Here is a 17,469-nt window from a genome sequence, read left to right on the forward strand (position 1 = left end):
CGAGAGTCCGTATGAAGCTCCTCGTCGCCCTCGCTGTCGCCTCCGTCGCACTGACCGCCTGCGGCCAGAAGCCGAAGGATGCGCCGACAGACGGCGATTCCGTGCGGGCTCGGGCCCAGGAAGCCCAGACCGCGCGTCGGCGTACGGGGGCCGAGGCCCAGGACCGCGCCCTCAATCGCGTCATTCGCACCGTCTATCTGTGCAATGACAGCGAGCGCCTGTCCGTCGATTTCGACAATCCGCGCCAGATGGCGACCGTCCGCAATTCCAGCGGCGAGGCTGTCGACCTCCACCAGGAGCAAGCTCCGGACGGCATCTGGTACCGCGCCTCGGGCTATGAGCTGCGCGGCAAGGGCGTGATGGCGACCTGGACGTCGGACGGGCGGCCGCCGACGGATTGCCGCGCCGTCGACTAGACGAACGGATAGTTCGACAGACCGGCCCTCGGAAACGGCTCAGGCCGCGCCCTCGGCCCTCAGGAACGCCTTCGCAGCGACGCCATCGACCGTCTTGTCGACAAAGGCGTCACCGATGGCGCGGGCGAGGATCAGGGTCAGCCGACCGCCCTCTGCCTTCTTGTCACCGGCCATGCGCCCCAGCAGACGGTCGGCGCTGAAGGCGCCGGCGTGCTCAAGCCGCGTGGGCAGGCCGGCGGCCGCGATGACGGCCTCGACCCGGTCGGCGTCGGCGGGCCGGCAAAGGCCCCGGCTGACGGAGAAGCGGAAGGCCAGGGCGCAGCCCAGCGCCACCGCCTCGCCGTGGGTCAGGGCGTCCTCGTCAAAGCCCAGTTCGGCCTCTATGGCGTGGCCGAAGGTATGGCCCAGGTTCAGCAAGGCGCGCCGCCCCGCCTCCTTCTCGTCCTCGCCGACGACGGCGCTCTTGATCTCGATCGAGCGGACCACGGCGCGGGTCAGGGCGGCGGGATCGCCCCCGGCCCCGACAGCCCCCTCGCCCGCCAGCCAGTCGAAGAATTCCGCGTCGCAGATCAGACCGTGCTTCAGAACCTCAGCCCAGCCCGAGCGCAGCTGGCGCTCCGGCAGGGTGGCCAGCAGGTCGATGTCGGCCACAACCAGACGGGGCTGATGGAAGACGCCGACCAGATTCTTGCCGCGCGGAGTATCGATGGCGGTCTTGCCGCCGACCGAGGAATCGACCTGGGCCAGAAGCGTCGTGGGCGCCTGGACGACGTCGATGCCGCGCATGTAGAGGGCGGCCGCCAGTCCGGCCAGGTCGCCGACCACGCCGCCGCCCAGGGCGATGATCAGACCCCGACGGTCGAGACCGAAGGCCAGCAGCCGGTCGATCACCCGCTCCAGTTCGGTGAAAGATTTTGAGCCCTCGCCGGGCGGAATGGTCAGCAGCCGGGCGCGGATGCCCGCTGCCTGCAGAGACGCGAGAACGGCGGGGCCGTGCAGGGCCGCGACCGTCTCGTCGGTGATGATGACCGTGCGGCCCTTTGCGAAAGGCGCGACCCGCGCTCCCAGCTCCGCCGTGAGTCCGCGGCCGACGACGACGTCATAGGGCTCGAAACGGGTTCCGCTGACCGGAAGGATAGCGGTCATGCGGTCTGCTCCGCCGCATGGGCCTCCAGCGCCCGTACGATCGCCTCGACGGCTTCGGCATGGGCGCCCGTGGCGACGTCGACCGTCACGTCGGCCAGGCCATAGAAGGGATATCGGACCTCGGCCATGGCGGTGAGGGCCTGCAGCGGGTCGCGGCCGCGCAACAGCGGGCGGGTGTCGCGCCGCTGCACCCGTTCGGCCACGGTCTTCAGGTCGGCGCGCATCCAGACGGTGACGGCCCGATCCTTGAGCGCGGCGCGGGTGTCCTGATTCAGGATCGCCCCCCCGCCGGTGGCCAGCACCATACGCGGGCCCTCCAGGAGCCTTTTCATCACGCGGGCTTCTCCGGCGCGAAACTCGGCCTCGCCCAGTTGCGCGAAGATATCGGAGACGGTCATGCCCGCGGCGGCCTCGATCTCCACGTCGCCGTCGGCGAAGGGCAGGCCCAGACGTTTGGCCAGGCGGCGCCCGACGGTCGATTTGCCCACGCCCATAAGCCCGACCAGGGCTATGGTGCGTTCATGGACGGGAATCGTCACGGCATGGCTCACGCACGGCCTCGCGGGCGGCGGCTCGACGACGGACGGGGTGCGGACAGGCACGGCATGACAGCCCCATCCTCTACACCAAGCATCGCCGTCGGGAAGCGCCACGACGCATGAGCACGCCGCAGATCGAAGCCTTTCTGGAAATGATGGCCGTCGAACGCGACGCCTCGCCCCACACCCTGTCCGCCTATGGCCGCGATCTGGCCGACGCCGAGACGGGAGTCGAGGGCGGACTGATGAAGGGCGACGAGGCGGAGCTGGAGGCTTGGTATGCCGGTCTGGCGCGGCAAGGCCTGTCGCCGGCGACACAGGCGCGGCGGCGGTCGGCGGTGCGGCAGTTCTATCGGTTCGCTCTCGGCGAAGGATGGCGCGCTGATGACCCTTCGCGGCGGCTGGACGCACCGAAACAGGGCCGCAGCCTGCCCCGCACCCTGTCGGGTGACGAAATCGGGCGGCTGCTGGCCGCCGCCTCCGCCCATGACGGCGCGGCGGGCCTGCGGATGGTGGCGCTGGTGGAACTGGCCTATGCGTCAGGCCTGCGCGTGTCCGAACTGCTGGGCTTGCGGCTGGAGGCGGTGCGCCGCGACCCGGCATGGCTGATCGTCCGCGGCAAGGGCGGCAAGGAACGGCTGGCCCCGCTGAACGCCTCGGCGCGCGAGGCGGTCAAGGTCTGGCTGGTCGCTCGGGACGCCGCCCGGCCGGAAAAGGCCCCGGACAGTCCGTGGCTGTTCCCCTCGTCGTCGGCCACAGGGCATCTGACCCCGCGCCGTTTCGCTCAGTTGCTGGATCAGGCCGCGCTCGACGCCGGGATCGACCCTGCCCGGGTCAGCCCCCACGTCCTGCGCCACGCCTTCGCCACCCATCTGCTGGACGGCGGGGCCGATTTGCGCGTTGTCCAGACCCTGCTGGGCCATGCGGACATCGCCACGACCCAGATCTACACTCACGTCGCCACCGACCGGCTGGCGCAGGTGGTGAAAAGCAAACACCCTCTTGCGCAGGACGACTGAACCGTAGCTTGCTCACCGGCGTTGACCTGACTAGGTTCCGCCGCCTTCCGATGCGCCAAGGGCGCGCCTGTTCCGGACGCCTTATGGCCGTGCACTACCTCGAGTTCGAAAAACCGATCGCCGATCTGGAGGCGAAGATCGAGGAGCTGAACCTGCTCTCCTCGACCTCCGGCTCGTTCGACGCCGAGGTCGAGGGACTGCGCCAGAAGGCCGAACACCTTCGCAAGAAGACCTACGCCGGTCTCGACCCGTGGATGAAGACCCAGGTCGCGCGGCATCCCCAGCGGCCGCATTTCGTCGACTATGTCGACGGCCTGTTCACCGACTTCGTCGAGCTGAAGGGCGACCGGCAGTTTGGCGACGACCAGGCGATTCTGGGCGGTCTGGCCCGGTTCCGGGGCGAGCCGGTGGTCCTGATGGGACACGAGAAGGGCTATGACACCCAGACGCGGGTGGTCCATAATTTCGGCATGGCGCGGCCCGAGGGTTATCGCAAGGCCGTCCGGCTGATGGATCTGGCCGAACAGTATGGCCTGCCCGTCCTGACCTTCGTCGACACCGCCGGCGCCTATCCCGGCCTCGGGGCCGAGGAGCGCGGTCAGGCCGAGGCCATCGCCCGTTCGACCGAACGTTGTCTGACGCTGGGCGTGCCCTCGATCGCGACCATCACCGGCGAGGGCGGATCGGGCGGCGCCATCGCCATCGCCGCGGCGGGCCGGGTGCTGATGCTGGAACATTCGATCTATTCGGTGATCTCGCCGGAAGGGGCGGCCGGCATCCTGTGGCGCGACGGGGCCCGGGCCCGGGACGCCGCCATGGCCATGAAGATCACGGCCCCCGACCTGCTTGAACTCAAGATCATCGACCGGATCATTCCCGAGCCGATCGGCGGGGCTCATGCGGACCCGGAGGCGGCCATCGCGACGGTCGGCGACGTACTGGCCGAAGAGCTGAAGGACCTGTCCGGAATGACCCCGGACCAACTGCGCAAGGCGCGGGCGGACCGCTTCTACGCCATCGGTCGCGCAAGTTAGCGTTAACCACTCCTTCTACTCTGGCATGTCATCTGGCACGGTCGTGTAGGCGGTTACAGAATCGCCGTGTAGCAGGTCCAGTATGAGCGGTGTCGGCGAGGCCCTCCGAGAAAGCGCGGTCATCAATCTGACTTCCGCGACGACGATGGTGGTCGATGATTCCTCGTTCGGACTCGACCTGACCTGTCAGGCCCTGAGAGGGTTCGGCATCCGGACCAGCTACACCTGCCAGAGCGCGGCCGAGGCCATGGAAATTCTGGCTGACCAGCCCATCGACCTCCTGGTCGTGGACTGCGAGATGCCCAGCGTCGACGGCTATGAACTGGTGCGCTGGATGCGCCGGTCGGCCCAGGCGAACGCCTTGGCGCCGGTCATCATGACCGCCGCCCACATGCGCCGATCCAAGCTCACCGAGGCCCGCGACTGCGGCGCGAATTTCGTGGTCACAAAGCCGTTCAGCGCCGCGACCCTGCTTGAAAGAATCGTCTGGGTGGCCCGTGACGTGCGTCCGTTTCTGGAGGTCGGCGACTATTTTGGCCCGGACCGTCGCATCCGCGATCGGGGCCCGCCCTCGGACGAACGGCGCGCGGCTGTCATTCGCAAGGCGGCTTTTGAGGCAGAACAGGCCGGGCGGGCGGCCGTGGAAGACGATCAGTAAATGGCAGTGATTACCCACGCCCGGCAGCGGTCGAATCTCTCGAAGATGATCGACGCGCCCGGCGGCGTCAGCGTCGGCGCCGCGCTGGAGCAGGCGCGCGCCAATATCGAGGCCAGGCGCGCCGAGGCGATGACGGTTGTGGACGTCCAGATCGCCGCCCTGGAATCCGTGGCTCCGCCCGCCAATCCAGAGGAACAGGCCTTTCGGCTGAACGAGGCGTATCGCGCGGCCAACGCCGTCATCGACGCCGCCAGCCCGTTCGAGCTGCTGGACCTTTGCAGCGCCGCCAGCGGCCTGTGCGACCTGATCGACGGCGCGACGGCCGACCGGACCTTCGACTGGCGCATCGTCACCGTTCACGCCCGCTCGCTGCGCCTGCTGCAGAATTTGCCGCTGGAGGACGCCGCCGCGCGGGCCACGGTGCTGGAGAGTCTGAAGATGGTCGCCGACCGCAAGCTGCCGCCCCAGGTCTGATCAGGCCGGCTGGCGGTCCGTCCGGGCGCCGCGGGTCTGTTTGCGCCACAGCGCCGCATATTCCCCGCCCTGACGCGCCACCAGTTCATGGTGCGCGCCCCGTTCGACGATGCGGCCGGCCTTCAGCACCAGAATCTGATCGGCGTCGGCGATGGTCGACAGGCGATGGGCGACGACCAGGGTGGTGCGGCCGGTGCGCGCCCGGCGCAGGGTCTTCTGGATGGCGGCCTCGGTGCGGCTGTCCAGCGCGCTGGTCGCCTCGTCGAGGATCAGGACGCAGGGGTCGGCCAGCAGGGCGCGGGCGATGCCGACCCGCTGACGCTCGCCGCCCGACAGTTTCAAGCCGCGCTCGCCGACCTTCGTATCCATGCCGTCGGGCAGTTCGCGGATGAAATTCGACAGCTCGGCCGCCTCGGCTGCGGCCCAGATGGCGGTCTCGTCCGCATCGGGACGGGCGAAGCCGATGTTGGCGCGGATCGTGTCGTTGAACAGGGCCACGTCCTGCGGCACCAGGGCGACGGCGGCGCGCAGGGATTCCTGTGTCACCTGACGGGCGTCGAAACCGTCGATCAGCACCCGGCCCTCCTGGGGATCGAGCAGGCGCAGGGCCAGTTTGACGATGGTGGACTTGCCCGAACCGGAGGGACCGACCAGCGCCGTGGTGGTGCCCGGCGGGGCGAAGAAGCTGACGTCTTCCAGTCCGTTGGCGCGGGAGTCGTGACGGAAACCGACCTGTTCGAAGGCCAGGGACGCGCCCTTTGCATCCACGGGGCGCGGCAGGGGGATGGCGTCGGCGGCGTCGGCGACCTGGGGCGTCTGGCGCGTGACCTTCAGCATCTCCTCCATGTCGATGAAGGACTGGCGGATTTCGCGATAGGCGAAGCCGAGGATGTTCAGCGGCGCATACAGGGAGATCATGATCAGGACGGCGGCGGTCACGTCGCCGGGGCCCATGCGGCCGGCGGCGGCCTCGAAGCCCGCCATGACGGCCATGATCCCGAGGCCGACGTTCATGATCACCGCCTGCATGACGTTCAGCAGGGCCAGGGAGCTGTTCGCCTTCAGGGCGGCGCGGGTGTAGTCGCCCAGCGCATTGTCATAGGTTCGCGCGGCGCGGGCCTCGGCCCCGAAGGATTTGACGGTCTCGTAGTTCAACAGGGCGTCGACCGAGACCCCGGCGGCCTCGGTGTCGGCGGCGTTCATCTCCCGGCGATGCTCGAGCCGCCAGTTGGACAGGGCGAAGGTCGAGGCGGCGTAGACGGCGACCACGCCGACGGCCACGGCGCCGAAACGCCAGTCGTACTTGCCCGCCAGGACGCCCGCCGCCAGCACAAGCTCGACGCCGGTGGGCACGAGGTTGAAGGCGAGGATACGCAGCAGGAAGTCGACCGAACGGGCGCCGCGATCCATCGTTCGCGAGAGGGAGCCCGAGCGTTTGGTCTGGTGGAAGTCCAGCGACAGGCTCAGCGCATGGGCGAAGGTTTCGGCGGCGGCCGTGCGCTGGGCCGCCGAGCGGACGGGCGCGAAGACCACGTCGGACGCGTTGGGCGCGATAGCCGACAGCAGGCGCACAAGGGCCCAACCGAGGGCGAAGGCCGCGAAGCCCATGCCGAAGGCGACGCCCGCCCCCTGCCCCGCCGCCAGATGGTTGACCGCCGCGCCCAGCACCAGCGGCGCCAGCACGCCCAGCGCCTTGCCGCCCAGGGTCATGGCGACGGCCGCGACCAGGCGCAGACGCAGTTGCGGGGCGTTGGAGCGGCCGACCAGTCTGATCAGATCGCCGAGCGCCTGCCAGGTCGGCGGTCCGTCCGCCGGGGGAACGACTCCGGCCTGCCCCGCCTTCGCTACTGAATCACCCCGTCGTCCCGACCGTTCACCGTGCATCGCCATGGGCGGAGATATGGACCGTGAGGGCCGCAGCGCAAAGGGCGCAGTGACCGCAGGCGAAAACGGGTCCGACCGGACCGCATGAACTGCATACGGTGGACAGAGGAATGCGCCGTTGCGGCTATCCCTGCCGACCGCCGTGTTTGGCGTATTCCAGCCGCGCCACGGTGCGGTTGTGGACCTCGTCGGGGCCGTCGGCGATACGCAGGGTGCGGACCATCGCGTACATCTCGGCCAGCGGCGTATCGGCCGAGACGCCGGCGCCGCCATAGGCCTGGATGGCGTCGTCGATGACCTGAAGCGCCATGCGCGGGGCCGCGACCTTGATCTGGGCGATCTCGGACTTGGCGTTTTTCGCCCCGGCCTCGTCCATCATCCAGGCGGCCTTGAGCACCAGCAGGCGGCACATCTCGATATTGGTGCGGGCCTCGCCGACCCGCTGTTCCCAGACCGAGTGTTCGGCCAGGGACTTGCGGAAGGCGGTGCGCGACAGCAGGCGCTGGACCATCAGCTCAAGCGCGCGTTCCGTCATGCCGATGACGCGCATGCAGTGGTGGATGCGGCCGGGCCCGAGGCGGCCCTGGGCGATCTCGAAGCCGCGTCCCTCCCCCGCGATCAGGTTTTCGACCGGGACGCGGACATTCTCCAGCACCACCTCGGCGTGGCCGATCGGCAGTTCGTCATAGCCGAACACCGACAGCATCCGTTCGACGCGGAAGCCGGGCGTGTCGACGGGAACGATGATCTGCGACTGCTGGGTGTGGACCGAGGCGTCGGGGTCGGTCTTGCCCATCACGATGGTCACCGCAACGTTGGGGTGGGCCATGTTGGTCGACCACCATTTGCGGCCGTTGATGACATAGTGGTCGCCGTCGCGGACGATGCGGGTCTGGATGTTGGTGGCGTCCGAGGAGGCGACCTCGGGCTCGGTCATCAGGAAGGCCGACCGGATCTCGCCGGCCATCAGGGGCTTGAGCCATTGCGCCTGCTGGGCCTCGTTCCCGTACATATGGAGCACTTCCATATTGCCGGTGTCGGGGGCGTTGCAGTTGAACACCTCGGCCGACCACAGGTGGCGGCCCATCAACTCGGCCAGCGGAGCGTATTCGAGGTTGGTCAGGCCCGCGCCGTGATCGCCGGGCAGGAACATGTTCCACAGGCCGGCCTCGCGGGCCCGGGCCTTCATCTCCTCCATGGCGGGGGGCTGGCGCCGGGGATTTTCGCGCACCTGGGCGCGATACTCTTCCTCGCGCGGCAGGACATGGTCCTCGAGGAACCGCCCTACCCGCTCCTGCCAGTGCAGGGCCCTGTCGCTGTGGCGGAATTCCATGGTCTCGCTCCGGAAAAGAAAACGGCGCGATCCCATAGGGGACCGCGCCGCGGAAAGCCTTGCTTCAGATCACAATCAGCGCTTCAGCAGCGGGGCCAGCTTCTGGGCGATCATCATGTCGCCGGCGATCTTCAGCTTGCCCTGCATGAAGGCCATCATCGGATCCAGCTGGCCGGCCGACAGGGCCATGAAGTCGTCCCAGCTGATCGAGACCGTGGCGTCGGCGGGCTTGTCTTCGTTGGTGACGGTGTTCGGAACCGAGGCGCCGTCGATGAAGATCTTGCCGACGTCGCCCAGATCGATCTTCACGGTCTTGCCCAGACCGGAGTTGTCGCCCACGGCGCCGCGAATGTGTTCGGTGACTTGAGCCAGGTCGGCCATGGGTCTCTCCCTGAAGGACGTTGAGCCATCGACCTAGACCGCTCAGGGAGCGGCGCCAAGATCACGTCGGGTCAAGTTGGCGCGACGGGATGCGGTCCTGGCGCTTCAACCGACCTCGGGGCCATACGGGCCCTCGTCACTCTCGTCGGCGGGTCGGTCGGGCGCGGGCGCGGAATAGTATCGCCGACTGTCGCCGCGGGCGTCGCGCTCCGCCCGGCGCTGGTCTTCCAGAGCATCAAGACGCGCCTGCCGCGCGCGGCGTTCGGCCCCGAAGTCCGGCAGGGGATTGTCGAAACCGAACCAGCGGCGATCCCGTTCGCGGCGAGGGGGTTCGGGCTCTGACGGCGCGGGCGCCTCGGCTGAGTTGTAGCGCCGCACTTCGGCATGCTGCACGGGGGGCGCCCAGGGCGCGAAATCCTCGTCCTCGCTCCACGCCACGTCATGGAGAGGCGGCTCCGCCGGGCGGGGCGGGACATAGCGGAAACCGTCAACCAGTTCGCCCACCTCCATCACCGACCCCGGAACCGGCTTCGGCTCGACGGGGGCCACGACCTCGATCTTCAGGGCGTCACCCGGGGCCACGGCGGCCGCATCGGGCAAGGTGACGAATTTCAATCCCATCAGGCCCAGAGCCGCCACGCTGACGGCGCCTATCGCCGTCAGATGCGCGGGCCGAACCCGGCGTGGGGGGCGCGGCGCGAGATCGAACGGGGATCGGGGCGGAACGGGATCGCGAACCATAGGGAAGCACCAGAGCTGAAGCGGCGCTCCTGCAACCCTCCAGACGGGTTGGAGTTCAAAACGGCTCTGGTTGTCAGGCCGTCCAGAGCTTCGCCTTCATCCCGGCCGGTCTCCCGGCCCGGGACGGCGAGACCAACTGACGCCTAGCGAACGGCCGCGTAGGCAGTTGCGGCGTCGCGATAGCGGGCATGCTCACGGGCGGTCATGCAGCGGGGCGTGGTCCAGGCCGGGTCGGAGCTTCGCACCGACAGGGCCTCGCGGGCGGTGACGAAGATCGGAGCGGCCCCGTGTTCGCGGGTGAAGGCGCGGCGGGTCGCGGCGTCCGTGGCGCAGATCAGGACCGGGCGTGCGTTCGACCGTGCGGCCGGCTGTCCAGCGTCGCCGGCGCTCACCAGCCCTGCGGGAAGAATCGCCGCCGCAGCCAGAGCCGCCAGGCCGACAACAGGGGTGAAAGCGCGCATTTCGATCTCTCCGGAGGGCCTGAAAAGGTCAGGACCCGGAGCAATAATGCGCGCTTTTCCCAGATTGTAAAGATTATGCGACGATTAGAAGTATGAAGTTTGACATTTCACCCGCTGACGGACGTTTTCCGCCCTGTGTCAGGCGACGCAGGAGCCCGCGGCGAGCGTCCCCTCCACGTTCAGGGTGGCGTCGGCGTTCTCGATGACGCCCAGGCTGCAGACCGTCAGCCGGTGATCCGTCTCGAGCGCCGCCAGCCAGGCGAACAGCGGCCCCGAGCGGACGCGCGACAGCTGGAAGCCCAGGCGCCCGGAGGGGCTCATGGCGATGACCACCTCCAGGCCGGCGGTCTCCGCGGTGCGGCGGATCAAGGGCTCCAGACCTTCGGCCGGCGGACGCGCAGACGGCCGCCCCGGCCCCATGGAGGCGATCGAGGCGCGGACCTCGGCGAGTGTGCCGGCGGCGGCCAGCGCGCGGTCGGCGGCTGCGGCTCTCCAGGCCATGACGGGCCGCACAACCCCCAGCCAGACGACGACGGCCAGCAGCAGCGCCGCCATGATCATCAGCATGCGCTGTTCGCGCAGGGTGCGGCCGCTCCACCAGAGTTCGAGCGGGCCCGGAAGCATGTTCATCGGACGCTCCCGATCGTGATGTCGCTGACGATCCGGCCCCGGTCATCGAGAGTGCCGGTTTCGGTGACCTGCAGGCCATTGGCGCGCATGGCCCGCGAAATCGTCTGCATGTCCTCATACTCAGCGTGGGTGACGCTGGCCTTCATCCCCGCGGCGGGATCGACGATCAGCAGGTCCAGCTCGGCGCCCTCGACGCCTTCGACGGCGACGAACAGGGCGGCGGTCGCGCCGATGACGCCGCCGGGCGGGGGTGCGGCGCGGACGCGCCGGCGCAGGGCCTCGACCGGATCGGGCCCGGCGGCGAGGTCCGGCGCCGCCCGCGCGATCTCGGCCCGGGCGCGCCCGACGTCGGCGCGGGCGCTCATCTCGTCCCGGGCGGCCGCAGCGGCGACCAGAACAAGCGGCGATACGATCAGCAGTCCGGCGAGCGCCGAGGCCAGCGCCCAGCCCCGTCGCGAGGCGCCCCGTGTGCGATCCTGGGTCGACAGAAGATTGATGGGCGGCGAGAGCGCCGCGTTGATGAGCGACCGTTCGACCGCGTCGGCGTCCTCGATCGGCGAGACGCGGCGCGGACCGGCCAGCAGGTCGACCAGATCGGGCTGGACGCTGGCGGCGAAGCCCCTGCCCCGCAATGCCATGACGGGGCCGAAGGCGACGGCGTTGAGCCGCTCGTCCTCGTCCGGTTCCGGCACGGTCAGGGCGTCGGGCACGATGGCGTCCGCCTGTACGCCGAGGGCGTCCAGATAATCGGTCCAGGCCTGAAGCAGGGACAGGCTGACCACCGCGACGAGCCGGGGCTGGCCTGTCGCGGGCGCAGGCCCCAGCGCCACGGCCAGCCGGTCGGCCGGGGCCGCCAGCGAATCCTTCAGCATCCACAGGGCGGCGGCGCGCTGCTGGGCGGGGCCGCCGGGCGGCAGATCCAGCCAGCGGATGGTCACGTCGGCTCCGGGCGCGACCGCGACGGTGCGCATCGGCTCGGGGCGTTCGACGGCGTGCAGTTCCAGCATGCCGCGCTCGCGCACCCTGCCGTCCGCGATCACCAGACAGGGCGCGGGTTCGCTTCCGAAACCCGGAATCAGAATCAGGCGGACAGGTTTCATTCTTCGGGGGTCCAGCGTTGGATCACGGTGCGCACGCGGCCGTCGGCGCCGGCCTCCAGCAGGGCGGTGCGGACGGCGTGGGAGCCGCCCAGTTCGACATCGACCCTCAGGTCGAAGAAGCGGGTCAGGACGGTGATCTGCTCACGCGCCTCCTGCGGGACCTGAACCGCGGCCAGGGCCGGCTGGGCCCAGAAGGCGGCGGCGTCGGGCCAGCCGTCGCGCGGACGGGCGGCGATGACCGCCTTCGCCCGCTGCGGCGCGAGGGCGCCGCCGGTCAGCATGCTCAGCAGCGGCGCCTGCTCCGGCGTCAGGGTGTTGACGTTCAGCGGCGACAGGCGGGTGGTGGGCAGGGCGCAGAGATACGGCCGCAGGCGGCGGTAGGTCCCGGCGTCGACGCCCTTGACGGCGCGCAGTTCGCTGACCTCGGCCAGCATGACGCCGCCGGTGCGATAGGGCGTGGCGAGGCCCGCATAGGCGCCGTCCTCGGCGCCGAGAGGCAGGGCGGTCGCGTCGGCGTCCAGCCAGTCGGTCAGGGCGTCGGCGATGGCCTGCGTCCGGCTGTCGGGGACGCCGACCGCGCGGCCGAGGGCGCGGAACTGCGCTGCGCCCAGCGGACGGGCGGTCAGGTCCTCGCCGAAGCCGAGCGCCAGGCTGTTCAGATTGAAACAGGCCTGGCCGTCGGTGAGCACGGCGGTGATGCTTCCCCCGTCGACGGGGAAGCTCAGCGTCCGGCCGTTCCACTCCGGTTCCAGCGGCGTGCGCGCCGGGCCGGCGTCCAGCAGCCGGGCGATCCGGCGGCGCGCGAGGGTCTCGGCGCCGGCGGCGTACCACTGGGCCTGGCTCCGGGTTTCGACATTGGTCGCGCGGCGGACGGAGAAGCGCACGTCGTCGAGGATGGCGACGGCGACCACCGACATGACGGCCACCAGCAGCAGCACCGTCAGCAGGGCCATGCCCTCGCGCTCCCGCCGCGACCGGTTCATCGGCCGCTCCCGACGAGGAACAGCTGGTCGATACGGCCATACCCCTGAACGGTCATGCCGATGCGCACTGCGTCGGGCAGCGGGCGGTCGGTGCTGGAGATGAAGGCGGGGGCCTCCTGTCCGTCGCGGACGAAGGCGACGGTGGCCTCGCTGACGCCGCGGTACAGCACCTGCGGCGGGCCCGGCCGGGCGCCGTCCAGATGGCTGGAGACGCGCCGTTCCAGCCGGTCCTCGACCAGCCGGTATTCGACCCGCTGCAGCGACGGTCGCGCCTGCTCGCCGGGGTTGCTCCAGCCCGCCCGGGTCAGGGTCAGGATCGGATCGCCCGACGCCGCGGCCCCGACGATGGGCTGGGGCACGGGCCGGCCGGTCGTCCCGCGCGAGCGGCGGGCGGTGGCCTGACCCAGGTCGGCGCGCATCAGACTGCGCATGCGCTGCAGGTCGCCGACGCGGTCGCTGGCGGCCTTGACCGCGAAACGGTTGTCGATGGTCACCCCCAGCACGGCCGCCCCCGCCGCCGCGAGCATGGCGAAGATCATCAGCGAGATCAGAACCTCGACCAGGGTGAAGCCGGCGCGCCGCATCATCCGTTTCGCGCCCTGAACAGGGTGCGTTCGGCGGCCTGGCCGTCCGCGTCGCTGACGCGCACATCGATGCGCAGCATGCCGGCGACATCGGTGGCCGAGACCGCGCGGGTCCAGCGCCAGCGGCGGCCGGCCAGATCGATCTGACCCGAGGAGACCCCCTCCGCGATCGCCGGCAGGGTCGCGGCCTCGACCGCGAGGTTTTCAGCCACGACGCCGCCCAGGGTGCGGGTCTCGACGCGGGCGGCCGAGCGGGTGTTCTCGCCCGACAGGTTCAGCAGGGCCATGGCCGCGAGGCTGAACACGGCCAGGGCGACCAGCATTTCGATCAGGGTGAAGCCGGAGCGTTCAGTCATCGATCCGCACCTCTCCGGCGCCGTCGACGGACACGGTCCGGCGCTTGCCGTCACGAGCCAGCGTCACGACCACAGGCTCGGCGACACCGGTGGGATCGAAGACGAAACGCGCCCCCTCCTCCGGCGCGACGGCGGTCCCGGTCTGCCAGGTTTCCGGCCCGAACGGACCGTCGTTCAGGGTCGACCACGCGCGGCCGTCGAAGGCGGCGAAGGCGTAGCCGGTCCGGGTGACCTCGACCGCGACCGGACGGTTGGACAGCACGGCCTCCTCACGCGCGCGGGACAGCCGGGCGGCTAACCGCTCGGCCTCGGCGCCGACGGCGTGACGCGGGTCCGGGACCGCCAGCACCACGGCGCCGGCGGCCAGGCCCAGAATGGCGACGACCATCAACAGCTCCACCAGGGTGAAGCCGGCTCTGGTGTTTTTGGCGCTAGCGCTCGCCGCGCGGCGGCTCGCTGCTTGAGCGCGATCGCGCATGGCGCTCATGCAGTGAGCGACCGCGTCGCGAACGATAGCGCCCAAAAGGACGTCAAGCCTGCCAGTTGCCCAGATCGGCGTCATTGCCCTCGCCCCCCTCCTTGCCGTCAGCGCCCAGCGAGAAGACGTCGAACTGCCCGCCGTGCGCGCTCGGGCGGCGATAGCCGTAGGGATTGCCCCACGGGTCCTCCGGCAGGCGGCGGATATAGCCGCCCTGACGATAGCGTTCCGGGTTGGTCAGCCCCGTCGGCGCCGAGACCAGCGCCTGCAGGTCGGCCGGGAAGTCGAGGTTGTCGAGACGGTAGGTCTCGATGGCCTGTTCCAGGGTCGAGATGTCGGCCCTCGCCTTGCCGACCATGGCGCGGTCCTGACTGGGCAGGACGTTGATCGCCACCACCGTGGCCAGCAGGCCGATGATGACGATGACGACCATCAGCTCGACCAGGGTGAAGCCGGCGCGCCGACGGCGTCTTGCGATTTTGCGTTCAGTTTCAATGTTCATGCTCTTACTCCTCACCCCATCGCCAGGGTGTTGATCTGCAGGATGGGAAGAAGGATCGACAGCACGATCAGGGCGACGACGCCGCCCATGACCACGATGATCGCCGGCTCCAGCAGGCTGAGCATCACGGCTGTGAAGGTCGAGAATTCGCGTTCCAGATAGTCGGCGGCGCGCTCCAGCATGGGCTCCAGCCGGCCGCTGCTCTCGCCCGAGGCGGTCATGTAGACGAGGATCGGCGGGAAGACGTCGGCGCGGCGCATGGCGGCCGACAGGCCCCCGCCCTCCCGCACGGCGCCGGCCATGGTCTCGGTGGCCAGCCGCAGGCGGCGGTTGGAGACTGTGCGGGCGGTGATCGTCAGCCCTTCCAGCACCGGCAGGCCCGCCGCGATCATGGTCGACAACGTGCGCGCCATCTTCGCCCCGTGCAGATCACGGGTCAGTCGGCCGATCAGGGGCAGCCGCAGCAGGGCGGTGTCGGCGCGCAGCCGGATCGCCGGATTGCGCAACAGCACGGCGCCGATCAGGCCGCCGGCGATGAGGACCAGCGCCAGCAGCCAGCCCCAGTCCCGCATCAGATGGGATACGCCGATGACCAGTCGCGTCAGCAGCGGCAGGGTCTGGTTCATGCTGTCGAACTGGTCGACCACCTTGGGCACGACGAAGGTCATCATCGCCGTGATGACGCCCAGCGCCACGACCGCCAGCACGACCGGATAGACCAGGGCGGTAATCACCTTGCCGCGCACGACCTGATCCCGCTCCAGCCCGTCGGCCAGCCGTTCGAGGATCGGCTCCAGCGCGCCCGAGGTCTCGCCGGCCGAGACCATGGCGCGGTACAGGGGCGGGAAGGCCTGGCCCTGAAGCGCCATGGCGTCCGACAGGCGGCGGCCTTCCATGACGCCGCCGTGGACGCCGTCCAGCACGCGGCGGACCGCCGGTCGGTCGGCCTGCAGGGCGATGGTGCGCAGGGCCTCCTCGATGGGGGCGACGGAGACGAGGGTCGAAAGCTGGCGCGTCGTCAAAGCCAGGGTCTTGGCGTTGAGTTTGGCCGCCTTGCGTGGACCGGCCGGTTCGGCGCGGGAGACCGCGCCGCGGGCGGTCGTGACCTCCAGCGGCATCAGCTTGCGGCGCCCCAGCGCGGCGCGCGCGGCGCGCTCGTCGGCGGCGGTCACTGCGCCGGTGACGGTGCGGCCGCCGGCGTCGACGGCGACATAGTCGAAGGCCGCCATCAGGCCGCGACTCCGTGGTCGGTCGCGTCGGGCTCGACGTCCGCCGTCTCCTGCCGGGTGACGCGGACGGCCTCTTCCACCGAGGTGACGCCTTCGAGAACCAGCGCACGCGCCCGCTGGGTCAATGTGTCGGCGCCGGCCTTGCCGAAGGCGGCGGCGTTGATGGCGTCCTCGTCGGCCTCGGCCGCGATCAGGCGGCGCACGCGGTCATCGACGCGGATGGCTTCGTACAGGCCCACGCGGCCGACATAGCCGGTGTTCTGGCAGTGGGCGCAGCCCTGCGGCCGCCAGACGCGGGCGCCGCGCTCGATCCCGGCCAGCCGCGCCGTGGCCGCGTCGGCCGTCTCGGGCCGCCGGCACTCGCCGCACAGCCGCCGGACCAGCCGCTGGGCCACGATCAGCCGCAGGGTCGAGGCCAGAAGGAAGGGCTCGACGCCCATGTCGCGCAGGCGGGTGATGGCGCCCGCCGCATCATTGGTGTGCACGGTCGACAGGACGAGGTGTCCGGTCAGGGAGGCCTGAACCGCGATGCGGGCCGTCTCGACGTCGCGGATTTCGCCGACCATGACCACGTCCGGGTCCTGACGCAGGATGGCGCGCAGGCCGGCGGCGAAGGTCATGCCGACCTTGGGGTTGACCTGGGTCTGGCCGACGCCGTCCATGGCGTATTCGACCGGGTCCTCGACGGTCAGGATATTGCGCGTGGCGTCGTTCAGCAGCGACAGGCCGGCGTACAGAGAGGTGGTCTTGCCCGAGCCGGTCGGACCGGTGACGAGGATAATGCCGTTCGGCTCTTTCAGCGCGCCGCGGAAGGCGTCCAGCGCCTCCGACGACATGCCCAGCCGATCCAGCGTCAGCCCGGCCTGATCCTTGTCGAGGATGCGCAGCACCACCCGCTCGCCGGCGCGCGACGGCAGGGTCGAGACGCGCACGTCCAGCGTCTTGCCGCCCAGGGTCAGGGGGATCCGCCCGTCCTGGGGCACCCGCTTCTCGGCGATGTCCAGCCGCGCCATGACCTTGATGCGCGAGACCAGCAGGGGCGTGATCCGCGGGTTCAGCGACAGCGCCTCGCGCAGCACGCCGTCGACGCGCATGCGCACGGTCAGGGCCGTCTCGAACGGCTCCAGATGGATGTCCGAGGCGCCGGTGCGGACGGCCTCGGCGATGACGCCGTTGATCAGCCGGATCACTGGAGCGTCGTCGGCCGTGTCCAGCAGATCGGCGGCGGCCGGGATGTCGTCGATCAGGCTTTCCAGCCCCGACGGCATGTCCAGATCGTCGCCGTCGGCGGCGTTCAGATGATCCCCCGCATAGACCTCGGACAGCTGGCGGTCGAAGGCGGCCTGGGTCAGCGGCTCGACGCGCAGGGGCCGGCCCAGGGCGCGCCGGGTCTCGATCAGGGCCGAGGGGTCGGCGCCCTCCCGCAGGCCCACCACGGCGATGTCCCCGGCCTCGAGCAGGATCACGCCGTGCCGTTTGGCGAAACCGTAGGGCAGCGTCGGATTGATCAGGGTGATCATC

Annotated in this window: 21 protein-coding genes; 5 read left to right on the forward strand and 16 right to left on the reverse strand. The window is 70.2% G+C overall.

Going from position 1 to position 17,469, the window contains the following annotated elements:
- The first annotated feature begins 11 nt into the window (after positions 1–11).
- Positions 12–416 carry an MliC family protein gene (locus tag BrevBR_RS02145; protein WP_332640812.1) on the forward strand — a complete coding sequence of 135 codons (405 nt, stop codon included), beginning with the start codon at positions 12–14 and terminating at the stop codon, positions 414–416.
- Positions 417–455: 39 nt separating this feature from the next.
- Here the strand turns inward: BrevBR_RS02145 and aroB are convergent, their stop codons facing one another.
- Both aroB and BrevBR_RS02155 read right to left on the reverse strand, forming a co-directional pair.
- The gene (gene aroB, locus BrevBR_RS02150; RefSeq protein ID WP_339999780.1) at positions 456–1,562 is read right to left on the reverse strand and encodes a 3-dehydroquinate synthase; all 1,107 of its coding nucleotides are present in this window, start codon (positions 1,560–1,562) and stop codon (positions 456–458) included.
- Positions 1,559–2,164 carry a shikimate kinase gene (locus BrevBR_RS02155; protein WP_445214736.1) on the reverse strand — a complete coding sequence of 202 codons (606 nt, stop codon included), beginning with the start codon at positions 2,162–2,164 and terminating at the stop codon, positions 1,559–1,561. Before BrevBR_RS02155 ends, aroB begins: the two co-directional genes overlap by 4 nt.
- A gap of 56 nt (positions 2,165–2,220) precedes the next feature.
- Here BrevBR_RS02155 and BrevBR_RS02160 point away from each other — a divergent pair, with 56 nt between their 5' ends.
- The 4 genes from BrevBR_RS02160 (at position 2,221) to BrevBR_RS02175 (ending at position 5,286) form a co-directional block, all read left to right on the forward strand.
- Positions 2,221–3,120: a site-specific tyrosine recombinase XerD gene (locus tag BrevBR_RS02160; protein ID WP_339999782.1), complete on the forward strand. Its 900-nt coding sequence runs from the start codon at positions 2,221–2,223 to the stop codon at positions 3,118–3,120.
- Between the two features lie 83 nt (positions 3,121–3,203).
- Positions 3,204–4,154 (forward strand): acetyl-CoA carboxylase carboxyltransferase subunit alpha, encoded by a 951-nt coding sequence (locus tag BrevBR_RS02165; RefSeq protein ID WP_332640816.1) that lies wholly within the window; start codon positions 3,204–3,206, stop codon positions 4,152–4,154.
- Positions 4,155–4,236: 82 nt separating this feature from the next.
- On the forward strand, positions 4,237–4,812 hold the full coding sequence (locus tag BrevBR_RS02170; RefSeq protein ID WP_339999783.1) for a response regulator: 576 nt from the start codon (positions 4,237–4,239) through the stop codon (positions 4,810–4,812).
- Entirely contained in the window at positions 4,813–5,286 is a 474-nt protein-coding gene (locus BrevBR_RS02175) for a chemotaxis protein CheE (RefSeq protein WP_339999784.1), read from the forward strand.
- Here BrevBR_RS02175 and BrevBR_RS02180 read toward each other — a convergent pair whose 3' ends face one another.
- The 14 genes from BrevBR_RS02180 to gspE all read right to left on the reverse strand — a co-directional run bounded on the left by BrevBR_RS02180 (position 5,287) and on the right by gspE (position 17,468).
- Entirely contained in the window at positions 5,287–7,170 is a 1,884-nt protein-coding gene (locus BrevBR_RS02180) for an ABCB family ABC transporter ATP-binding protein/permease (protein WP_340000750.1), read from the reverse strand.
- Between the two features lie 124 nt (positions 7,171–7,294).
- The gene (locus BrevBR_RS02185; RefSeq protein ID WP_339999785.1) at positions 7,295–8,503 is read right to left on the reverse strand and encodes an acyl-CoA dehydrogenase family protein; all 1,209 of its coding nucleotides are present in this window, start codon (positions 8,501–8,503) and stop codon (positions 7,295–7,297) included.
- A gap of 75 nt (positions 8,504–8,578) precedes the next feature.
- Positions 8,579–8,884 carry an SCP2 sterol-binding domain-containing protein gene (locus BrevBR_RS02190; RefSeq protein WP_332640820.1) on the reverse strand — a complete coding sequence of 102 codons (306 nt, stop codon included), beginning with the start codon at positions 8,882–8,884 and terminating at the stop codon, positions 8,579–8,581.
- 105 nt (positions 8,885–8,989) lie between these two features.
- The gene (locus BrevBR_RS02195) at positions 8,990–9,523 is read right to left on the reverse strand and encodes a hypothetical protein (RefSeq protein ID WP_339999786.1); all 534 of its coding nucleotides are present in this window, start codon (positions 9,521–9,523) and stop codon (positions 8,990–8,992) included.
- Positions 9,524–9,768: 245 nt separating this feature from the next.
- On the reverse strand, positions 9,769–10,086 hold the full coding sequence (locus tag BrevBR_RS02200; protein ID WP_332640822.1) for a hypothetical protein: 318 nt from the start codon (positions 10,084–10,086) through the stop codon (positions 9,769–9,771).
- 138 nt (positions 10,087–10,224) lie between these two features.
- Positions 10,225–10,716, reverse strand: a complete 492-nt coding sequence (gene gspM / locus BrevBR_RS02205; RefSeq protein ID WP_332640823.1) for a type II secretion system protein GspM — start codon at positions 10,714–10,716, stop codon at positions 10,225–10,227.
- Complete coding sequence (gene gspL / locus BrevBR_RS02210; protein WP_339999787.1) at positions 10,713–11,816, reverse strand: type II secretion system protein GspL; 1,104 nt, start codon at positions 11,814–11,816, stop codon at positions 10,713–10,715. Before gspL ends, gspM begins: the two co-directional genes overlap by 4 nt.
- Complete coding sequence (gspK, locus tag BrevBR_RS02215; protein ID WP_332640825.1) at positions 11,813–12,799, reverse strand: type II secretion system minor pseudopilin GspK; 987 nt, start codon at positions 12,797–12,799, stop codon at positions 11,813–11,815. The genes gspL and gspK overlap by 4 nt, the downstream gene beginning before the upstream one ends.
- Positions 12,796–13,386, reverse strand: a complete 591-nt coding sequence (gspJ, locus tag BrevBR_RS02220; protein WP_339999788.1) for a type II secretion system minor pseudopilin GspJ — start codon at positions 13,384–13,386, stop codon at positions 12,796–12,798. Before gspJ ends, gspK begins: the two co-directional genes overlap by 4 nt.
- The gene (gene gspI, locus BrevBR_RS02225; RefSeq protein WP_339999789.1) at positions 13,383–13,739 is read right to left on the reverse strand and encodes a type II secretion system minor pseudopilin GspI; all 357 of its coding nucleotides are present in this window, start codon (positions 13,737–13,739) and stop codon (positions 13,383–13,385) included. The genes gspJ and gspI overlap by 4 nt, the downstream gene beginning before the upstream one ends.
- Positions 13,732–14,301, reverse strand: a complete 570-nt coding sequence (locus BrevBR_RS02230) for a GspH/FimT family pseudopilin (protein ID WP_445214737.1) — start codon at positions 14,299–14,301, stop codon at positions 13,732–13,734. Before BrevBR_RS02230 ends, gspI begins: the two co-directional genes overlap by 8 nt.
- Positions 14,270–14,719 (reverse strand): type II secretion system major pseudopilin GspG, encoded by a 450-nt coding sequence (gene gspG, locus BrevBR_RS02235; protein WP_339999791.1) that lies wholly within the window; start codon positions 14,717–14,719, stop codon positions 14,270–14,272. Before gspG ends, BrevBR_RS02230 begins: the two co-directional genes overlap by 32 nt.
- 11 nt (positions 14,720–14,730) lie before the next feature.
- Entirely contained in the window at positions 14,731–15,948 is a 1,218-nt protein-coding gene (gspF, locus tag BrevBR_RS02240) for a type II secretion system inner membrane protein GspF (protein WP_339999792.1), read from the reverse strand.
- Positions 15,948–17,468, reverse strand: a complete 1,521-nt coding sequence (gspE, locus tag BrevBR_RS02245) for a type II secretion system ATPase GspE (protein WP_339999793.1) — start codon at positions 17,466–17,468, stop codon at positions 15,948–15,950. The genes gspF and gspE overlap by 1 nt, the downstream gene beginning before the upstream one ends.
- Position 17,469 lies beyond the last annotated feature (1 nt).

It is taken from the genome of Brevundimonas sp. BR2-1 (genome assembly GCF_037626195.1).
Lineage (GTDB): Bacteria > Pseudomonadota > Alphaproteobacteria > Caulobacterales > Caulobacteraceae > Brevundimonas.

What these genes read in the sequence shown, in the direction of transcription:
- BrevBR_RS02185 (WP_339999785.1), bottom strand. Translation starts at nt 8,503, where the DNA reads ATGGAATTCCGCCACAGCGACAGGGCCCTGCACTGGCAGGAGCGGGTA.
- gspL (WP_339999787.1), bottom strand. Translation starts at nt 11,816, where the DNA reads ATGAAACCTGTCCGCCTGATTCTGATTCCGGGTTTCGGAAGCGAACCC.
- BrevBR_RS02190 (WP_332640820.1), bottom strand. Translation starts at nt 8,884, where the DNA reads ATGGCCGACCTGGCTCAAGTCACCGAACACATTCGCGGCGCCGTGGGC.
- BrevBR_RS02160 (WP_339999782.1), top strand. Translation starts at nt 2,221, where the DNA reads ATGAGCACGCCGCAGATCGAAGCCTTTCTGGAAATGATGGCCGTCGAA.
- BrevBR_RS02175 (WP_339999784.1), top strand. Translation starts at nt 4,813, where the DNA reads ATGGCAGTGATTACCCACGCCCGGCAGCGGTCGAATCTCTCGAAGATG.
- gspI (WP_339999789.1), bottom strand. Translation starts at nt 13,739, where the DNA reads ATGACTGAACGCTCCGGCTTCACCCTGATCGAAATGCTGGTCGCCCTG.
- BrevBR_RS02200 (WP_332640822.1), bottom strand. Translation starts at nt 10,086, where the DNA reads ATGCGCGCTTTCACCCCTGTTGTCGGCCTGGCGGCTCTGGCTGCGGCG.
- aroB (WP_339999780.1), bottom strand. Translation starts at nt 1,562, where the DNA reads ATGACCGCTATCCTTCCGGTCAGCGGAACCCGTTTCGAGCCCTATGAC.
- BrevBR_RS02145 (WP_332640812.1), top strand. Translation starts at nt 12, where the DNA reads ATGAAGCTCCTCGTCGCCCTCGCTGTCGCCTCCGTCGCACTGACCGCC.
- gspG (WP_339999791.1), bottom strand. Translation starts at nt 14,719, where the DNA reads ATGAACATTGAAACTGAACGCAAAATCGCAAGACGCCGTCGGCGCGCC.
- gspF (WP_339999792.1), bottom strand. Translation starts at nt 15,948, where the DNA reads ATGGCGGCCTTCGACTATGTCGCCGTCGACGCCGGCGGCCGCACCGTC.
- BrevBR_RS02165 (WP_332640816.1), top strand. Translation starts at nt 3,204, where the DNA reads ATGGCCGTGCACTACCTCGAGTTCGAAAAACCGATCGCCGATCTGGAG.
- BrevBR_RS02180 (WP_340000750.1), bottom strand. Translation starts at nt 7,170, where the DNA reads ATGCACGGTGAACGGTCGGGACGACGGGGTGATTCAGTAGCGAAGGCG.
- gspK (WP_332640825.1), bottom strand. Translation starts at nt 12,799, where the DNA reads ATGAACCGGTCGCGGCGGGAGCGCGAGGGCATGGCCCTGCTGACGGTG.
- BrevBR_RS02170 (WP_339999783.1), top strand. Translation starts at nt 4,237, where the DNA reads ATGAGCGGTGTCGGCGAGGCCCTCCGAGAAAGCGCGGTCATCAATCTG.
- gspE (WP_339999793.1), bottom strand. Translation starts at nt 17,468, where the DNA reads ATGATCACCCTGATCAATCCGACGCTGCCCTACGGTTTCGCCAAACGG.
- gspM (WP_332640823.1), bottom strand. Translation starts at nt 10,716, where the DNA reads ATGAACATGCTTCCGGGCCCGCTCGAACTCTGGTGGAGCGGCCGCACC.
- gspJ (WP_339999788.1), bottom strand. Translation starts at nt 13,386, where the DNA reads ATGATGCGGCGCGCCGGCTTCACCCTGGTCGAGGTTCTGATCTCGCTG.
- BrevBR_RS02230 (WP_445214737.1), bottom strand. Translation starts at nt 14,301, where the DNA reads ATGACGCCGATCTGGGCAACTGGCAGGCTTGACGTCCTTTTGGGCGCT.